Origin of the sequence: Gemmata obscuriglobus (assembly GCF_008065095.1) — a bacterium.
Classification (GTDB): domain Bacteria; phylum Planctomycetota; class Planctomycetia; order Gemmatales; family Gemmataceae; genus Gemmata; species Gemmata obscuriglobus.
This window is the reverse complement of the sequence record NZ_CP042911.1, coordinates 8,427,135-8,443,900: the sequence shown is the minus strand read 5'-3', so window position 1 is coordinate 8,443,900 and position 16,766 is coordinate 8,427,135. Positions and strand designations below refer to the sequence as shown.

The 16,766-nt window shown below is 67.2% G+C and carries 17 protein-coding genes; 12 read left to right on the top strand and 5 right to left on the bottom strand.

Going from position 1 to position 16,766, the window contains the following annotated elements; translation table 11 throughout:
* Positions 1-21 precede the first annotated feature (21 nt).
* From GobsT_RS35000 to GobsT_RS34980, 5 genes are all read left to right on the top strand, one after another.
* On the top strand, positions 22-312 hold the full coding sequence (locus tag GobsT_RS35000) for a hypothetical protein (RefSeq protein ID WP_010038357.1): 291 nt from the start codon (positions 22-24) through the stop codon (positions 310-312).
* Positions 313-387: 75 nt separating this feature from the next.
* On the top strand, positions 388-729 hold the full coding sequence (locus GobsT_RS34995; RefSeq protein WP_010038358.1) for a hypothetical protein: 342 nt from the start codon (positions 388-390) through the stop codon (positions 727-729).
* 53 nt (positions 730-782) lie between these two features.
* Positions 783-974, top strand: coding sequence for a hypothetical protein (locus GobsT_RS34990; protein ID WP_010038360.1), 192 nt, complete (start codon positions 783-785; stop codon positions 972-974).
* Positions 971-1,354, top strand: a complete 384-nt coding sequence (locus GobsT_RS34985; RefSeq protein ID WP_010038362.1) for a hypothetical protein — start codon at positions 971-973, stop codon at positions 1,352-1,354. The genes GobsT_RS34990 and GobsT_RS34985 overlap by 4 nt, the downstream gene beginning before the upstream one ends.
* 19 nt (positions 1,355-1,373) lie before the next feature.
* Positions 1,374-1,676 carry a hypothetical protein gene (locus tag GobsT_RS34980; RefSeq protein ID WP_010038364.1) on the top strand — a complete coding sequence of 101 codons (303 nt, stop codon included), beginning with the start codon at positions 1,374-1,376 and terminating at the stop codon, positions 1,674-1,676.
* 196 nt (positions 1,677-1,872) lie between these two features.
* Here the strand turns inward: GobsT_RS34980 and GobsT_RS34975 are convergent, their stop codons facing one another.
* Positions 1,873-2,469, bottom strand: coding sequence for a hypothetical protein (locus tag GobsT_RS34975; protein ID WP_148087984.1), 597 nt, complete (start codon positions 2,467-2,469; stop codon positions 1,873-1,875).
* Between the two features lie 412 nt (positions 2,470-2,881).
* Between GobsT_RS34975 and GobsT_RS34965 the strand changes: the two genes are divergently transcribed.
* Entirely contained in the window at positions 2,882-3,346 is a 465-nt protein-coding gene (locus GobsT_RS34965) for a hypothetical protein (RefSeq protein ID WP_010038368.1), read from the top strand.
* 832 nt (positions 3,347-4,178) lie between these two features.
* Here GobsT_RS34965 and GobsT_RS34960 read toward each other — a convergent pair.
* Entirely contained in the window at positions 4,179-4,961 is a 783-nt protein-coding gene (locus GobsT_RS34960; RefSeq protein WP_010038370.1) for a GNAT family N-acetyltransferase, read from the bottom strand.
* A gap of 158 nt (positions 4,962-5,119) precedes the next feature.
* Here GobsT_RS34960 and GobsT_RS34955 point away from each other — a divergent pair, with 158 nt between their 5' ends.
* A complete protein-coding gene (locus GobsT_RS34955; protein ID WP_010038373.1) occupies positions 5,120-5,578 on the top strand; it encodes an NUDIX domain-containing protein in 459 nt (152 codons plus the stop codon).
* Position 5,579: 1 nt separating this feature from the next.
* On the opposite strand, the gene GobsT_RS34950 is transcribed toward GobsT_RS34955, so the two are convergent.
* Positions 5,580-6,179: an isochorismatase family protein gene (locus tag GobsT_RS34950; RefSeq protein WP_010038375.1), complete on the bottom strand. Its 600-nt coding sequence runs from the start codon at positions 6,177-6,179 to the stop codon at positions 5,580-5,582.
* Positions 6,180-6,331: 152 nt separating this feature from the next.
* Here GobsT_RS34950 and GobsT_RS34945 point away from each other — a divergent pair, with 152 nt between their 5' ends.
* A complete protein-coding gene (locus tag GobsT_RS34945; RefSeq protein WP_109571404.1) occupies positions 6,332-7,042 on the top strand; it encodes a hypothetical protein in 711 nt (236 codons plus the stop codon).
* Positions 7,043-7,178: 136 nt separating this feature from the next.
* On the opposite strand, the gene GobsT_RS34940 is transcribed toward GobsT_RS34945, so the two are convergent.
* Entirely contained in the window at positions 7,179-9,812 is a 2,634-nt protein-coding gene (locus GobsT_RS34940) for an AAA family ATPase (RefSeq protein WP_010039493.1), read from the bottom strand.
* Between the two features lie 310 nt (positions 9,813-10,122).
* Here GobsT_RS34940 and GobsT_RS34935 point away from each other — a divergent pair, with 310 nt between their 5' ends.
* The 3 genes from GobsT_RS34935 to GobsT_RS34925 all read left to right on the top strand — a co-directional run bounded on the left by GobsT_RS34935 (position 10,123) and on the right by GobsT_RS34925 (position 13,541).
* Positions 10,123-10,884, top strand: a complete 762-nt coding sequence (locus GobsT_RS34935) for a hypothetical protein (protein WP_010039495.1) — start codon at positions 10,123-10,125, stop codon at positions 10,882-10,884.
* A 416-nt stretch (positions 10,885-11,300) separates the two neighbouring features.
* Entirely contained in the window at positions 11,301-12,020 is a 720-nt protein-coding gene (locus GobsT_RS34930) for a Cys-Gln thioester bond-forming surface protein (RefSeq protein ID WP_010039499.1), read from the top strand.
* A gap of 162 nt (positions 12,021-12,182) precedes the next feature.
* Positions 12,183-13,541, top strand: a complete 1,359-nt coding sequence (locus tag GobsT_RS34925; RefSeq protein WP_010039501.1) for a homoserine dehydrogenase — start codon at positions 12,183-12,185, stop codon at positions 13,539-13,541.
* A 359-nt stretch (positions 13,542-13,900) separates the two neighbouring features.
* Here the strand turns inward: GobsT_RS34925 and GobsT_RS34920 are convergent, their stop codons facing one another.
* Entirely contained in the window at positions 13,901-15,103 is a 1,203-nt protein-coding gene (locus GobsT_RS34920) for a lactate racemase domain-containing protein (RefSeq protein ID WP_010039503.1), read from the bottom strand.
* 118 nt (positions 15,104-15,221) lie between these two features.
* On the opposite strand from GobsT_RS34920, the gene GobsT_RS34915 reads away from it, so the two are divergent.
* The gene (locus GobsT_RS34915; protein ID WP_010039505.1) at positions 15,222-16,727 is read left to right on the top strand and encodes an aldehyde dehydrogenase family protein; all 1,506 of its coding nucleotides are present in this window, start codon (positions 15,222-15,224) and stop codon (positions 16,725-16,727) included.
* Positions 16,728-16,766 lie beyond the last annotated feature (39 nt).

Sequence of the window (16,766 nt, the reverse complement as noted above, 5' to 3'; positions counted from 1 at the left end):
CGGAGATCACCCGTGCGAAAAATGACCCCTGACGGTGTGTGCGAGTGCTGCGGCCGGGCCGGTTCGACGTGGACCACGATGGTCGCGGGCGAGGAGCCGCGAACCGTGGTGCCCGCCGATCCCGGCCCCGGGATCGACCCGCCGCTCTGCGACCGCTGCAACTACGCCCAGCAGTGCTGGGACGCTCGGCAATACGAGCTGAAGCACATTGGGGCGGGCTACCCCTACGCGGACAGGCCGCCGGTGAGCCCGCCCATCCGGCGGCCGGGTGACCGGGACCTGGGGCCTGATGGGTGGCCGAAGTCGAAGTGAGAACGACGCGGGCCGGAGATGGCGGCAACCATCTCCGGCCCACTTCCAAACCCCTGATTACGCAGGAGCAAGGCCATGACAGTCTACACCGAATTGCTGGAACCGACCAAATCCGAGAAGCACGGCTCGATCATCTGGACGCCCGCGGGTGAGGAGTACGGCCACCGGGCCGGGACACTCACGATTAGCGGCACCAAGTCGTTCGCGGTTTACGACGTGGACGAATTCCCATGCGATGAGGGGCGGGGGTTTATGCTCCTCAAAAAGACCCCGGGCACGGACGCGACCGAAGACCACTACTCCGTTCACGTGGGTAGCGACCGGTCGATGCGGTGCGAGTGCCGCGGCTTCTACTCGCACCACCACTGCAAACACGTCTCTGCCATCTTCGAGCTGCTGAAGGCGAAACAGCTCTGAGTTGCTTCCCCAACCCGGCCCCGAACGATCCGGGGCCATTTCGGAGAGCTGACGTGAACGACCTGATTCAGGAACTCGAAGAAACGGCGGCGTGGCTCGACGGGCGGGCGGAGATCCTCGACCAGTTGGCCGCGAAGGTGAGGAAGGCGAACCAGCACGAGGCGACCGCCGAAGCCGCTCGGTTTCGCGGCCGGGCTGCTCTGCTCCGCCAGGTGGTGATTAACGCGAAGGTAGGTGCCAAATGACCACCGCGGACGACCGCTACCTTCCGGGGAGCCCCTCGAAACGGCTGCTCACGAGTGTCCGCAGAACCCTGAAGGGATACGGAATGCGGCCCCACAACCTCACGTTGTGGCGTGATACCTGGGCGTGGGCGCTCGCGGTCCGAAACAGCTACCTGTTTCACCAGCGCTGGCCGAACGCGAACGAGATCGCGGCTCAATACGTGACGCTCCTGCTGGCCGACATGCGAGCCACCCCCGGCTTCCGCCTGCCGTTCCGCGCCACCGAGAAGCAGACGCCCGCCGTTCAGGCCCGGCTTGCCGCGGCAGCGGGTCGCGCCCTCCCCGGGGCTCAAACGACCGAACCGAAACTACTCCCGCCGGCGGAACCGCCCGCGGCCTAACCCTTACAGGAACACGCCCGTGAAACTTCTCAGCTCCGTCCGCAACTGGTTCGGCTCGTCGCGCCCGAAGCGGGAACTCGCCCAGGCGAAAGTCAAGGACACGCCGCCGACCGAGCAGCCGACCTGCAAGCTCTCTGTTTGGCTTCTGGTGAACGACCGAGGGGAGTTCGTTGCGGGGAGCAACCCGCTAGCACTCAACGACGAATACAAGTACCTCACCGGAGGGGGCACCGACTACAGCCGGCCGGTCCAGTTGGTGGAGTTGACCGTTACGCTGCCGCTACCGCGACCGATCGAGGTGGCGGTGAGAGCCGGAGGGTAGAAGTTGAAGGGACCGGCTGGCTCGCACCTTGTGCCCAGCCGGTCGGGCAGAGGCCGGAACCGCGCCCACATCAGTAGCGGGCATTCGCACCGGCTGACGCGGTCGCGGGAGGTATCCGCCGGGTACTCGCGTCTGATCCTATGACAGCGGCGATGTGCTTCAGTGCGCAATAGACTTTCATTCACCAAGCCAGCGTTCATGGCGCTTTTGAAGCAGGCATTTCTTTTATATATATATTTGAATCTTGTGTTTTTATTGCGTCATCTTTGGGATAAAACAATGCTCCAAGAAGGGGCAGCACCAACAAGAAAACGGCAATTACGAACCCCTTTGTGGCGGTGTCCACGTCGTGGGCCTTTTCAGTCACAACTGTGCGCATTCTTGCAGAGCACAATTCCCATTGAGTTGCCATGATCGCTTTCAGCTTTTCAGCAGCGTGTTTGTCTCCATGGAATTGGTTCGCGACTTCGATCAGACTTCCAGCAGTCGGGGGGGGGAAAACTTTCTTAGTGCAGCGAGCCCGAGCTGCGAGACACAACGCTGCTCCGCTGCACGCGATGGCGGGGAATGTAAATATCACAACTAACGAGCTGACCGACGAGTTGAGCACGGTGAAAAGCGTGCCGAGAGTTGCGAGGCCGGTGCCTCCACCCATGTAGCCGATGATAGCGCCAGCTTTCGCATCAAGGTCATCAAAGGCCTTCATGAACGCGTCGTACTTGCTTTTGGCAACGTCGGCGATCCAAGCATATGGGACCTCATCCTGGGGCACGACGCTGCGAGCGACGGCCAAGGCGTCCCTCTCGTGTTCCGGAATTAGCTCGGCGTTTTGGTCCATTGTTGCACCACTCACGTTCGGTACTTATCGCCGTCGCGGCTCTTGCGGTAAGGCTGGTCTTCCCGTGGATACGTTAGTGGCGCTCTCGGAGGCGGTGGTGAAGGAGGTGGGGCTGGCGGGGGCGGTGGTGGTGGTGGTGGTGGTGGCGGCGGGGAATTCGGCATTGGGCGCTCCTTTTGGATTCAGGACCGCCACTTTATCGCGCACGAGCCGTCACAGCAACTGGCTACAAGCAGCGTAACAAGTGCAGGATAGGGGGAGTTCCCGGAACAAACTGGAACATACACCCCTCTTGTTCGATACTGAACATGCGGCCATATTCAGGAGCATTCCGGCACGGTGCCGGTGCGTCTCGAAGGTGCCCGCCGTGTGTGTTGCCGTCGCGCTCGACCTGAGCGAACTCCCCGAAACGCTGATCGCAGAACACCAGCTCGAGAACCGCATCCACACGCGCGGCGAACGCGAGGTGCGGTTCTACTGGCGGGCCGCGCCGCAACTCCTGCCGGTGTGGTGGAACGGGGCGCTGCACATCGTGAAGTGGGGAAACCGGGACCGGGCCGAACGGAAGCTGCCGCCCACGGGCTGGACTTGGCGCGAGACCGTCGAAGAGGGAAAGTGGGCCGCGATCGAGCCGGAACCCGTGCTGGTGCCCGCGACCTACGGGCTGATGAATGGGGTGTGGTTCAAGGTGAAGACCGGTTTGCGTGGCTCGCTCGTGCGCGACCAGGCCGGGGCGCCCGTGGTGTACCTGATCACCGAGCCGGCCACGCGTTACTACGGGGTGATGTGCAGTGCGGAGTGGATGCCGGTTTTGGAGGGACAGGTGATCTGACACGTGCCCCCGCAGGTTCTTGTTAAACGACCTGGAGGTTTCGTGGTAGCCTACCACGAAACCCCCGGTACATCCCCAGAATCACCGGGGAATCGGCGGATATTCAGGAAAGCACGGAAACGGCGGGTTCGTGGCAAAGTCTTGAAAATGCAAGCGAAATAAGGCATTTTGTGGCGTCGGGCACCTAGCCTGATGAGCGCGCAACCGTGGGTTCGATTCCCACCCGACCTATTCGCCGAGTTGTTGCGGGAACGCGCCCGAGGCGGGCGACGAGCCACGTAGCGATTCCGCCCACTTCAAGTTCCGGCTTCGACGATCAAGACCGACAGCGCGTGTACCGAGGGAGTAGTCACGTTGGCCCCCAAAACGGGAACGGTAGAACGCGATCAGCCGCTCGGTCGTCGAGCGGTGGGGGCGAGAGGCTGAGTGAACAGAGATGATTGCAATTGAATCATCTGTCGAATTATAAATTGATATTTCTTGATAATTATTTCGACGGTTCGGCGGAGTTCTCCGCCCGCTCCGTTAGGGCCGGCCCCGGTCGGGTCTGCGGTGACGTGATCAGAAGCGTCGGGTGGACTGGTGCAAATCCAAGAGGGCGCGAGTCGCTTGAGCCGCGCCCGCAAATTCCCTCATGGCAATTCGATAACTTCTCTGCCCCCGGTTTGCTCCCGGGACGCTGTTCGGAGCTAGCAGCGGCAGCGGCTCGTGCGAGGGGGTACGGGTCGCTGTGCTTGCGCTTTCTTGAAGTCGACTCCGGCGGGGTCCGAGTGCCCATAGGGTTCTGCCGGAGTCGTTCTTTGTAATTGCACGACGCGTTCGCGCACCCGATTTACTCGACCGGACGCAGGCGCGGCTCGCAGCCCGGCGGCAGCGTGCCGTCGTACAGCGCCGTGCCCGGAGCGTTACGGTACACCCGCTGGTGCAACCCGCCGACGACTTCGCGTAGCCGCTCGGCTGTGAACGCGGTCTCCGGAGTGTCCACCGGCTTCAAGAACAACTGAAGCGGCACCGGTGCTGCGTCCGGGTCGTCGGAGAAGTTCGGCGACAGGAAGTTCACCCCGTCGATCCACGCCCCGCCGACCCGGTCGAACAACCGCTTGCGGGCGGCCCAGACCTCCCACTCAGCGTCGGGCGCGTCGGGTTCCGGCCTGTGGCTCTCCCAAATTACGAACGGCAGCGGTTCCCCCAACTCGCCGGCGTCGACCTTCAGCACCTTGAAAAAGTGGTCGAACAGCCGGCGCCCGACGCCGAGTCGGCGCGCCGACTCGGCAACCCCCACGTAACACAGATACCCGCCGTACCCCGGCAGAAACGCGCCGTACACGTATCCGGCCAGCGCACCGGGATCATCCTGACGGTTCTCGGGGGCGGCCAGCAGCAGGTGCTTGTGCCACCCGTTCGTCCGCGGCTTGCTCTTCACCCGTTCGCGAATCGATCGCTCGATCCACGCCCACGGGATGCGCTCGTCCGCGGGCAGCGTCTCTTCGTAGAGTTCGCCCGCGGCTTTCGTCATCGGGTCGTCCGGATCGAACGCCTCCCACACGACCAACTTCGGAACCGCCGGGGCCTTTACCGGCGCAAATTGTAACGCCGAAACCTGTTGCAACTGCACAAAGCACCTCTCCTTTGGTGCCCCGGCGCACCGGGGACACTCCCATTCTACCGGTAGGTCTGAATTTCCTCCGGTTGGCCGACGCGCCGGCAGCGGGTAAGTTACTCAAGGCAGTTCTAAACCGTCGGCGTAAGGTCTTGTCTGGTGTGGAGGTTGAAATGCCCACAAAAAGCGATCCGAAGCACACTTACGATTACCCGCGCCCGGCCTTGACCGTGGACGTTGCCATCGTGACCCGCGAGAATCGGCCGCGTGTCCTTTTGATTCAGCGCAAAAAGGCCCCGTTTGCCGGGGGGTGGGCGCTGCCGGGCGGGTTCGTTGAAAAGAACGAAAAGCTTGCTGATGCCGCCCGGCGGGAGCTGATGGAGGAAACCGGCGTTGCGGTCGCGGACCTGGAGCAACTCTACACCGCGGGCGACCCGGGCCGCGACCCGCGGGGCTGGACCGTTAGCGTCGTGTACCTGGCACGCATCGAAGCCGGCGCGGTAAAGCCGGTTGCAGCCGACGATGCGTCCGCGGTGGGGTGGTTTGCTCTGGATGAGTTGCCGGCACTCGCGTTCGACCACGCGATGCTGCTGGGCCGCGTCCGGGCGCGACTCGTCGACCGCGGGGCGTGAATCACTTCCCGAACGCACGGCACACGTCGGCAACGATACCGTACCGGATGCCGAGGGTCAGCCCCTCATTCCTGGCCTGTGCCTGGAACAACCCGGCCACAGGGACATCGATTCCGGCGCTGGCATCCTCGACCATCAGCACCTCGAAACCGGCGCGTCGCAAGTCGCGGGCGGAAAAGAAGCAGCAGATGTTGGTCGCGATGCCGCACACCACAACCGTTTCGATTCCGGAGGCGCGCAGAAACGCCGCGAAACCCGGGTGCTGCGCGGTCACCGCGTAGGCCTCGAAGTCGTGGTCGTAGCCCTTGCGCCACACCGCACCGAACCGGTGCGTGTGCAGCCCCGGAAGAAATTCCGCGCCCGGCGTGTTCATCACGCAGTGCGGCGGGTACAGGTTGTCGGTCCGGCCCAGAAACGAGCGGTGGTCCGCCGGGTGCCAGTCCTGGGTCGCATCGATCCGGGCGAACGGTAGCGCGAGCAGGGCGTTCACCCCTGCGACGATGTCCGCCCCGCCCGGGACCGGCAGTTCCGCGGGGCACAGGTCGGTAAAGCCCCGTTGGGCGTCCACCACGAGCAGCGACGTTGAAGTGGGGGTGAGCATAACGCCAGTGTATTCGCCCCGCACAGCGGTCGGGAGGCGGGCGGGTGAGCCTTTTCGCCCCGGTTGTCCTTCCGGGCGGCACACGAGCCGCGTACAATCCGACGAAATGGCACCAGCGGAACACCCTGCCATTCGGACGGAGGGACGCAACAATGACCCCGCATCTGAAACAGGCCGCACTCGCGCTCGGCGCGGTGTTGGCGTTCGGGGGCGCCGCGAGCGCCGCCGAACGCGACACCCTGCCGACCGCGGGCGGTTCCGGCACAACGATGACGCTCGGCGGTAAGGGGACCACCGAGCGCGCCGCGACTGAAGACAACGAGTTGACGCACGGCTACCGCCGGTACGGCGGGTATCACGGGTGGGGCGGCGGGTACGGGTACCGCGGGTATTACGGCAGCCACTATTACCGACCCTACTACGGCGGGTACGCGTCGTTCGGCTACTACCGTCCGGCATATTACTACGCGCCGCGGGCGTACTACCCGAGCTACTACTACCCCGCGCCAGTGTACTCGTCGTACTACTACGGCGGCTCCGGTGTCGGGTTCGGGTTCTCGATCGGGATCGGTGCCGACGCGGTCACGCTCAGCGCTCCGGCGCAGAACCTGGGGACACAATCCCTGCGCCCGGCCCCGCAACAAATGACACCGCTTACACAACCGATGGCACCGCCCGCGGCGCCCGGCGACGGCACGTTCCGTTACGACGGCGGCCCGGCAAACCCGGTCCCGGTTCCGAAGGCTGATCCGCAGCCGACGGTTCCGCCGGGTGGCGCCGCATCGCCGACCGACCTGCCGGTGTCGCTGAAACCGAAGCCGACCCCCGCGCCGTACAAGTACAAGGCTTACGGCGAAAAGTGATACGAGCGCAGCAACGTGAGCCGCCGGCGATCTCGTGATCGCCGGCGGCTCACGTTATTACGTGTTCCCGCGCGCCAATTGCTCGCCCGGCGCGCTCGCCGCCGTAACCGAGCCCGTCCACCCACACGCTCTCGAATCACAGCCGCGGGTCGATCGGCTCGCTCTCCAGCGCCAGGACCGCGAACACGCACTCGTGAACCGCGCGCAACTCGGCCCCGCGGGCGAACCGCTCCAGACCCTCCAGCCCGAGCCCGAACTCGCGCCCCGCCAGTCCGCGCTTCGCTCCCACCGCCCGGTGCTTCAGCCGTCCCAGGTGTTCCGGCGCCAAGTAGTCCGGCCCGTAAATAATCCGCAGGTACTCGCGCCCGCGCACTTTCAGCGCCGGCTGGGCGTAGAACTTGCGCCCACGGGTCAGCGGTTCGAGCGGCTTCACCACCATCCCCTCGTCCCCGGCCTCCGTCAGGTCCAGCCACCAGCGCGTGGCGGCCTCCTCCTGGGCCGGGTCGGCCAAGTCCACCACACGGAACGGGGTGGCGAGGACCTGCGGGGCGGTCGCGAGTTCCGCGAGGGCCCGCATGTGCCACTCGTGCGTCCGGTCGAAGTACAGTTGCCCCTCCGTGGCGAGCAAGAAGAACGGCGCGAACTTCAGGTCCGCGACCGAGTTCACCGGCCAGCAGTACCGGCGGTACGCGGCCACGAACCGGTTGGCGGCTTCTGCCTTGGCCGCGAACCGGGTCGCGAGTTCGGCGGCACCGCCCGAACCGAACAGCGTGTTGGCCTCCGCCAGCGCGGCGGTCGCGGCGCTGCCGGTGGCGGCGTACTGGCGCCGCAACAGTTCCTGGGCCTTCGCGGACCACGGCATCAGTTCGCCGTCGAGCGCGACCCAGTCCGTACCGAACTTCGCCCACCAATCGGCCCGGGTGAGGGCGTCGCGCAGCAGCCCCAGGAACGCGGCCTCGGTGGCCGGATCGTCGAAGAACCGGCGCCCGGTGCGGGTGTAGATGATCCCGCTCTCGCCCTCCGCGCCGAACCGGCGGGCCGCCGCGGCCTCGTCCCGGCACACGATCGCCACCGCGCGCGAGCCCATGTGCTTCTGCTCGCACACCACCCGGTCCGCGCCCTCGTTCCTGAAGTAGCGGAACGCTTCGGCCGGGTGTTCGAGGAACTCGGGCCGCGCCGACGCCTCGCACGGCGACATCGTCGGCGGCAGGTACATGAGCCACCGCGGGTCCGCCGCGAACCGGGACATCGCTTCCAGCGCCGCGGCCGCGTTCTCTTCGCGGATCGTCACTTTCCCGGCGAAGCGCGTCTCGATCGTGCGCCGCCCGATCACATCGGCGAGGTCCAGGTCTGCGGAACGTCTGTCGCTCGCGCCTCCTTCTAGCGCAGGAGGGGATGAGCGTTCGCGCGCCGTCAACGTGCCCGCTCGTCCGTCGCCCGGCCCGGCCTGTCCGCCGGGGACGAGGGCCTGCGGGGGAGGTGCCAGCGGGCGCTTCGGCTCGGCGTACTCTTTCTCGGCGGGAACGCTCACCAGTTCCTGCTCCGGGTAGCGGAGGGCGGTGAGCTTCCCGCCGAACACGCACCCGGTGTCGATGCAGATGCACCGGTTCACCCACTCCGGGGTGAGCGTCGGCGTGTGCCCGTACACCACGTTCGCCCGGGCGCGGTAGTTGGCCGCCCAGTTCAGGCGCACGGGCAGCCCGAACTCGTCGCTCTCGCCGGTCGTGTCCCCGTAGATGGCGAACGCGCGCACCTTGCCCGATACGCGGCCGTGCATGTCGGCCGTCAGGCCCGCGTGGGCCACCACCAGCCGCCCGCCGTCGAGAACTAGGTGCGACGGGAGCCGGGTGATGAACTCCCGCACCCGCGCCCGCTGCTCCGGCGGCTCCTTCTCGAACTGCTCCACCGACTGCGCCAGCCCGTGCGTGAGTTTCACCTTGTCGGGGGTGTTGAACCACCGCAGCAGTTTGTCCTCGTGGTTCCCGAGTACGCAAACCGCCGCCCCGCGCTCGACCGCGTCGATGACCAGCCGGTACACGCCGGGCGTGTCCGGGCCGCGGTCGCACAGGTCACCGACGAACGCCAGCCGGCGCCCCTCCGGGGGCGCTGCCCGCCAGAAGGTGACGCCGTCTGCGGCCGTCTCCTGCGTGAGCGTGTAGCCGAGCGCCCGGAGCAGCGCGAGCAACTCGCTCAGGCACCCGTGAACGTCGCCGATAATGTCGAACGGCCCGCGCTCGTCACGCTTGTTCACCGGCAACCGGTACCGCTCGAACGTCGCACCGGCGACCTGCTCCTCGTCCTTCAGCACGAACACCCGGCGGACGCCCTCGTCTTCGAGGCGCCCGAGCGAGCGGCGCAGGTCCTCCGCGTGGCGCTGGGTGACGTGCGGGCCGAACGGGCGCTCCGCGGCCCGCTGCTGGTTTCGCGCGTGACAGAAGTCCGCGCTGAAGTCGAACACCACCGCCGTCACCTGCGCGTGGTACTTCCGCGCCAGTTCCAGAAACGGCTTGCGCGCCTCGGTCCGCACGTTGGTCGCGTCGATGACGGTGAGCTTGCCGAGCCGGAGCCGCTTCTCGCACACCAGGTGCAGCAGCTCGAACGCGTCTTCCGATGCGGCCTGGTTCATCTCGTCGTCGCACACCATGCCGCGGAAGGCGTCCGACGACAGCACCTCCGTCGGACGGAAGTGCTTGCGCGCGAACGTGGTCTTGCCGGACCCGGACGGGCCGACCAGCAGTACGAGGGCGAACTCCGGAATGTGAATCGTCATGGGCTGAAACAGTCTCCTCAACGAGTCCGAGAGACTCTGATTTTAAGCTGGAACCGGAATGACTCCACCTTCCGGAGCCGGGTTCACGTGTCACCAATTCTGCCGTCGGAATAATCGGCACAATCGCTACCAACTGCCTATTCTGTGCCGTTGAACGACTCGAACTCCGGAGTAACATCGTGAGTGTTCGGCACAACTCGCCGGACAGCTCCGACCGCCCAGCGGGCGTCCGGAACGCGTTTGCTCATCGTTCGGCCGGCCGGTCCCCCTCAAAACCGATCTGCTGAACCCACCCCAGGAGTTGCTCGTAATGTTCTCCCGTTTCGCCTCGCGGACCCGCCTCGCGGCGGTGGCCGCGGCGGTGGCCCTTTGCGCATCGGCCGGCGCCGCTCGGGCCGACTACGTCGACTTCAGTGGCTCCCGCACCGGTGACGATCCGGTCAGCTTCAGCGGCCGGCTCACCTTGGGCCCCACGACCACGGTCGGCGGCACCACGACCGCCACGCTGACGGTCACCCTGAACAACACGACCCCGACCACCAGCGACGCGTACGCCTACGGGTTCATCACCGGCTTCGGCTTCAACGTGCCGACCGGCGTGACCGCTTCGAACCCGGTCGTCAGCGACACCGACTTCAAGCTCCTGAACGCCGCGGCCAACGCCACCAACCTCCAGGGCGGCGAGTTCGACTACGCGTTCAGCACCAACTCGAGCCAGTTGCACACGGTCGCGACTGCCGAGATCGCCAAGGGCATCGGCGCTGGCGGCTCGGCGACGTTCCAGGTGACCCTCACGGGCAGCGCGCTGCTCGGCCTGACCGCGGCCGAACTGATCGGCGAGAAGAGCGCCGGCACGGGTTCGAGCGCGGTCCCGTTCTCGGTCCGGTTCCGCTCGACGAACAAGACCAAGTACGCCGGCTACAACGACCCGGACGGCGACAAGGTGCCGGTCAGCGTTGTGACCAGCCCGCCCCCGACGCCGCCCAGCGCGATCCCAACTCCTCCGGGCGTCGTGCTCGCGGGCATCGGGTTCGGCAGCCTGCTCCTCGGCCGGCTCCGTCGCGCCAAGTAAATTGAGCTTAGATTAGACAGTCGTGCCGCGGCCCACTTCTGGGCCGCGGTTGTTTTTTGCGCCCGTGCCGCTCCGTGTTTCACGGCGCCCGCGGGCTCGGGTTGTTAAACGCCCCCCTATGAACCCGGAGCGGCCCTGGCGCCCGTGTAACGCGCGCTGTAAACGCGGGCGAGCGCGGGGCGCATCCGCCGTGCGGGTTCGCTAACAGCTTCCCCCGATCCCGGACCCGGCGGAGGCCCCGCACTTCGCGCCAATTGGCTTGTTTCTCAGGGCTTTCAGCGTTCGGCCCGGCGCAAGCCGCGCGTGCCCCGCGCGTTCGGCACAGTGGGTGCTAAAGGAGCGGCACACAGCACCGGCAAAGCCGGCGCGAACGAACCGTCCCCTGCGGTTCACTGCCCCTGAAGGAGCGATTCGAAATGTTGGTCCGTCCCGCCCGCCCGCTCGCCGCCGCGCTCGCCCTCCTCGGCCTCATGGCCGCCGCGCCCCGCGCCTCCGCCGAAACGATCAACCTGACGCTGAACAACAGCGGCACGAGCGTCACCTACAGGCCCAACGGCGGCTCGTCCACGACGGTGAACGGCGGCCCGTTCCACTGGACCCAGAGCGCGCCGCTGAACGCCAACTACGCGACCGCGGTCACCACCTACTGCATCGACCTCGACCAGACCGTCAGCACGGGCGGCACGTACACCTACACCGTGCAAACGGACCTGAAGCTGGCCCCGACGATCGGCACCGCCGCGAAGGCCGCGGTGATCACCGAGCTGTTCGACCGGTACTACAACACCAGCCTGACCAGCGCCGCCAGCGCGGCGGCGTTCCAACTGGCGCTGTGGGAGCTGGTGTACGACGGGGCCACGAGCAAGAGCCTGACCGCCGGCCGCATCCAGGGGAGCAACTCGCTGACCACCAGCATGTTGAACAGCCTCGGCGGCGCGTACTCGACCCACGACCTCGCGGGCTACCACCTCGTCGCACTGGTGTCCGGCACCAAGCAGGACCAGATCATGGTGGTGCCGGACTACTGCCCCCCGCCGCCCAGCGCGGTTCCGGCCCCCCCGGGCGTCGTGCTCGCGGGCATCGGGTTCGGCAGCCTGCTCCTCGGCCGGCTCCGTTTTCGCAAAGCCCGAGCTTGAGAAGTCTCAAGTCGGCAGGTCGCAAGTCGTAAAGTCGAAGACCTTCACAGTGGAGGTCTTCGACTTTACGACTTGCGACCTGCCGACTTGAGACTTCGAAAAGTGGCCGCACGCGCCAGCGCCGCGATAATACGCCTACCCTCGAGAAGGCGGTAGGCACTTATGAACGACACGCTGGGCATCGCACTCATCGGCTGCGGGACCGTCGGCGGCGGGGTGGCGCGGGTGCTGCTCGCGCACGCGGACCGCGTGACGCAGCGCGCGGGCCGGCCGCTCGAACTCCGGCGGGTGGTGGTCCGCGACCCGTCGAAGTCGCGCGACCCGCTGATCCCCCTCGACATCATCTCGACCGACATTCACGCCGCGATCAACGACCCCGGCGTCCACGTCGTAGTCGAGCTGATCGGCGGCACCGGGCTGGCGAAGCGGGTGGTGCTGGACGCGCTCGCGGCCGGGAAGCACGTCGTCACCGCGAACAAGGCGCTGCTGGCCGACGCCGGCGCGGAGGTGTTCGAGGCGGCGCGGCGGGCCGACCGGACGGTCTGTTTCGAGGCGGCGGTGGCGGGCGGGGTGCCGGTCATCCGCGCGCTGGGCGAGAGCCTGGCGGCCAACCAGGTGACCGCGATCCAGGCGATCCTGAACGGCACGTCGAACTTCATCCTGACCGCGATGGCCGAGGGCGGGAAGAGCTACGCGGACGCGCTCGCGGAGGCCCAGAAGCTGGGGTACGCCGAGGCCGACCCGACGCTGGACGTGGACGGCAGCGACGCGGCGCACAAGCTGGCGATCCTGGCCCAGATCGCGTTCGGCGTGGCGGCCAAGCCGCACGAGATCGCGCGCCAGGGGATCGACACCATCGAGGCCATCGACATCCGGTTCGCGAACGAACTCGGGTACACGATCAAGCTCCTGGCCGAGGCGTGGACCGGCGGGCACAGCCACTCCGGCAACGGGGCGAAGTTGAGCCGCAGCGGGGCCGTGCCGGCGGAGCCGACGGTGGCGCTGCACGTGGCCCCGGTGCTGCTGCGGCACACCGACCTGCTGGCCCAGGTGCGGGGGGCGTACAACGCCGTCCTGGTGTACGGCGACGTGGTGGGCGAAACGCTGTACCAGGGGCCGGGCGCCGGCCAGATGCCGACCGCCAGCTCCGTGGTCGCGGACCTGATCGACCTGGGGGTGGGGCGGGCGCAGCGGACGTTCGCGGCGGCGAAGCTGTGGAGCCGCGAGGACCGCGGGTTCACGGTGGAGCCGCCGGAGCGGGTGCGGAGCCGGTTCTACCTGCGGTTGCAGGTCGTGGACCGCCCCGGGGTGCTGGCGGACGTCACCCGCATCCTGGCGGACGAGGAGATCAGCATTTCGAGCCTCGTGCAGCACGAGGCGGAAGAAGAGGGCGGCGGCCCGGTCCCACTGGTGGTCGTTACGCACTACGCCTCGACCGGCCGGTTCCGAAAAGCGCTCGACCGCATCACCCGGCTCCCGACGACCGCCGCCGCGCCGGTGTTCTTCAGTATGGGCGACTGATACCGCCCCCGACTGGATTGCGCCGGCGTGCGGGCCAATGGAATCTATTGTGTTGCTTCGGGGGGCTTGGGATTTGCGCCGGGCTGAGCACCTTCCTCCCGGCGTGAATCGCTGATAACCTCCCAGCCCGATCCGGCGCGAATAGCTCCGATGCGCCTGTGTCCTGCTCGATCCGGACGCATTCAACGCGCGTCCGCCTACGTTCAAGTGGGGGCTCCGCGGCGCGCCCCGAACGGGCACACCCACGAGCCCTCTTCCGACGCGCCCGCAAGCGCCCCAATCGACCACGAAGCACACCACCACCCGATACAAAGTCAGTGCCGTTGGGCCGGAGGAGGCCCGCGCTCCGACGCCGGCCATTAATCCACGGTAATCATCGCCCGGTGCGCGTCCGGGATCAGCAGCACGGTACCGGTGCCGGTATCGATCAGCCGTTGCGCCTCCGACCGGGTGTAAATCGGCGTGCAGAATAGCTCTTCAGCAACGTCCTCGGGATAGCCGCTCGCGAAGAACATGCTCGCCGACTTTGCGGCGTACACCCACAAACTCGCCGCGGCCCAATCACTCGGCTTCTCGTTCGCGAGCAACTTCTTGGCGCCGGTCGGCCCTTCCAGTTTGCGGAGCAACTCGGCCCCAGGGCCGAGTTCCGGGGCGGCGGTCGTCAGCAGCGCGATCCGCCCGCCCTTTTTGACCGCCCGCGCCGCGGTCGCTGCGGCCTGGGCCAAATCGAGAAACGTGATGGCGTCGGGTTCGCCGCTCACGGCCGCAATCACCGTGTCCACTTCTTCCGAAATGGCGCCGCGCCAGCGGGCGTCCTGCTGGCGGATGCCCTCGGCCCCGCTCTCGAACAGCCCCCCGACCACGCCGTGAACGGTTCCGGCTTCGCCTTCGATCACCTGAACGAAGAACGGCGCACCGAGCAACCACGCGACCTCCGCGGCCTCGGTCTCGCGGTTCCCGTCGGGCGCGGCGGACGAGAACCGGTCCGCGAACGCGGCGAGCGTTTCGGCGTTCGAAAGCGCCGGGAACAGGGCCGCTTCTGCGCCCGCGTACCCGGTGTGCGGGTCGTACCGGCGGCCGGCCAGCACGACCACGAAGTCCGCCTCCGCGACGCGCCGGTTGAGGTACACCCGCCGACCGCCCTTCGTGGTCGCGACGTACATGAGCTTCTGCACGTCGTCGGGGTCGTGCGTCTCCGCGGTGATGTCCTCGAACTCCTCGGGCAGGTCGTCGATCCACGGCTGCGGCGCGCCGGGCGGTGACACGACCGTCACCGCGGCGAGCGGCACCCCGGCCGACCCGATGTGCGAAAGCACTTCCGCCAGCATTTCCGTGAGGTGCGGCAGGCGCGGGTCGATCACGACGGCCACGCGGTCGTCGGGGGTGAGCGCGCGGCGGAGCGGCTCGAACTTGAACGGCCGCTCCAGCGCGGCCCGCACCAGTTCCGCGGCGCCCGCGGACGGGGGGACAAATGACGCGCGGCGCACGTGAACCGCGCGGTCCGCGGGTACGGTCAAGGACCACGGTTCGGAACCGACGACGAGCGGGATCGTTTCGGGCATGAGCGTTCCTCGGTGCAGGCGCATCCGTGCATTCTACGGGCCGCGCCAAGTGCCTCGTGCTTGCTCGCCACGAGCGGGCCGGCGTACAATGCGGTAGCGACACATCCGGAGGCGCAGCATGGCCCATCCTCTCCCGATCCCGGGCCGCTCGTTCATCGGCGGCGATTGGCACGCCCGCGAGGACTTCACCAGCCTGAACCCCGCGAACCTGAGCGAGGTGGTGGGCACGTTCCCCGCGGCCACGCCGGCCGAAGTGTCCGCGGCGGTCGAAGCTGCCCGGGCGGCGTTCCCGGGCTGGCGCCGCACCTCACGCATCCTGCGGGCGGAAGCGTTCGACCGACTCGCGCAGCTCATCAAGCGCGACACCGATGCGCTCGCCACGCTGATGGCCCGCGAGTGCGGCAAGAACGTCACCGAGTGCCGCGCCGAGGTGGTCGAAGGGCTGCACATGGTGCAGTACGTGTTCGGCACCGGGCGCACCGGCGTGTACGGCGAGGTGGTGGCGTCGGAGATAGCCGAGAAGGACGCGTTCACCCGGCGGAAGCCGTGGGGCGTCGTGGCGGTGGTGACCCCGTGGAACTTCCCGTTCGCGGTGCCGCTCTGGATGCTGGGGCCGAGCCTGCTCGAGGGGAACACCTGCGTGTTCAAGCCGAGCGAGGAGACGCCCGCCATCGCGCTGAAACTGGTGGAGCTGTTCGCCGAAGCCGGCTTCCCCGCCGGCACCGTCAACCTCATTCACGGCCGCGGCGACGTGGGCGAGGCGCTCGTGAAGAACCCCGCGGTGAACGTGGTGTGCTTCACCGGCAGCTACGCGGTCGGCGAGCGCATCCAGCAGGCGTCGGCGACCATCCCGAACCGCATCGTCGCGGCGGAAATGGGCGGGAAGAACGCGGTCATCGTGTGCGACGACGCGCGCTTCGACCTGGCCGTAAACGCAGGCATCCTCAGCGCGTTCAAGACCACGGGCCAGCGGTGCGTCTCCGCGAGCCGGATCATCGTCCACGAATCGCTGGTCGAGCGGTACGCCAAGGCGTTCGTTGATACGGCGAAGCGGCTCCAGTTCGGTGACCCGCTCGACGCGAAGAACTTCGCCGGGCCGCTCGTGAACCGGAAGGGCGTCGAGAAAGTCCTGAACTACAACGCGCTTGCGAAGTCGGAAGGGGTGGAGGTGCTGCTCGCGCCCAACGGCCCGCCGGACGCGAAGGGGTGCTTCCTGACGCCGTTCGTGTACCGCACGGAGGCCAAGCCGAGTCTGCGCGTGACGCACGAGGAGGTGTTCGGGCCGCACGTCGCGCTGATCCCGTTCAAAACGGATGAACAGGCCGCCGCGATTTACAACGACACCGAGTACGGCCTCTCGATGGCGGTGATTACCGAGAGCTACCGGCGGATGCGGTTCTTCCGCGACGAGTGCGAGTACGGCATGGGCTATGTGAACCTGCCGAGCATCGGCGCGGAGGTCCACCTGCCGTTCGGGGGGGTGAAGAAGAGCGGCAACGGGCACCCGTCGGCCGCGGCGCTGGTGGAGGCGGTGACGCACAAGACCGCGTGGACCGTGAACCACGGCACCGACATCAAGATGGCACAAGGGCTGACGACGGCGATCGACGGAGGTCCGGCGTGACCAGCGAAACGAGGCGGGCCGAACGCGAGAGGGTGCGCC

What these genes read in the sequence shown, in the direction of transcription:
- GobsT_RS35000 (WP_010038357.1), top strand. Translation starts at nt 22, where the DNA reads ATGACCCCTGACGGTGTGTGCGAGTGCTGCGGCCGGGCCGGTTCGACG.
- GobsT_RS34995 (WP_010038358.1), top strand. Translation starts at nt 388, where the DNA reads ATGACAGTCTACACCGAATTGCTGGAACCGACCAAATCCGAGAAGCAC.
- GobsT_RS34985 (WP_010038362.1), top strand. Translation starts at nt 971, where the DNA reads ATGACCACCGCGGACGACCGCTACCTTCCGGGGAGCCCCTCGAAACGG.
- GobsT_RS34955 (WP_010038373.1), top strand. Translation starts at nt 5,120, where the DNA reads ATGCCCACAAAAAGCGATCCGAAGCACACTTACGATTACCCGCGCCCG.
- GobsT_RS34950 (WP_010038375.1), bottom strand. Translation starts at nt 6,179, where the DNA reads ATGCTCACCCCCACTTCAACGTCGCTGCTCGTGGTGGACGCCCAACGG.
- GobsT_RS34945 (WP_109571404.1), top strand. Translation starts at nt 6,332, where the DNA reads ATGACCCCGCATCTGAAACAGGCCGCACTCGCGCTCGGCGCGGTGTTG.
- GobsT_RS34940 (WP_010039493.1), bottom strand. Translation starts at nt 9,812, where the DNA reads ATGACGATTCACATTCCGGAGTTCGCCCTCGTACTGCTGGTCGGCCCG.
- GobsT_RS34935 (WP_010039495.1), top strand. Translation starts at nt 10,123, where the DNA reads ATGTTCTCCCGTTTCGCCTCGCGGACCCGCCTCGCGGCGGTGGCCGCG.
- GobsT_RS34930 (WP_010039499.1), top strand. Translation starts at nt 11,301, where the DNA reads ATGTTGGTCCGTCCCGCCCGCCCGCTCGCCGCCGCGCTCGCCCTCCTC.
- GobsT_RS34925 (WP_010039501.1), top strand. Translation starts at nt 12,183, where the DNA reads ATGAACGACACGCTGGGCATCGCACTCATCGGCTGCGGGACCGTCGGC.
- GobsT_RS34920 (WP_010039503.1), bottom strand. Translation starts at nt 15,103, where the DNA reads ATGCCCGAAACGATCCCGCTCGTCGTCGGTTCCGAACCGTGGTCCTTG.
- GobsT_RS34915 (WP_010039505.1), top strand. Translation starts at nt 15,222, where the DNA reads ATGGCCCATCCTCTCCCGATCCCGGGCCGCTCGTTCATCGGCGGCGAT.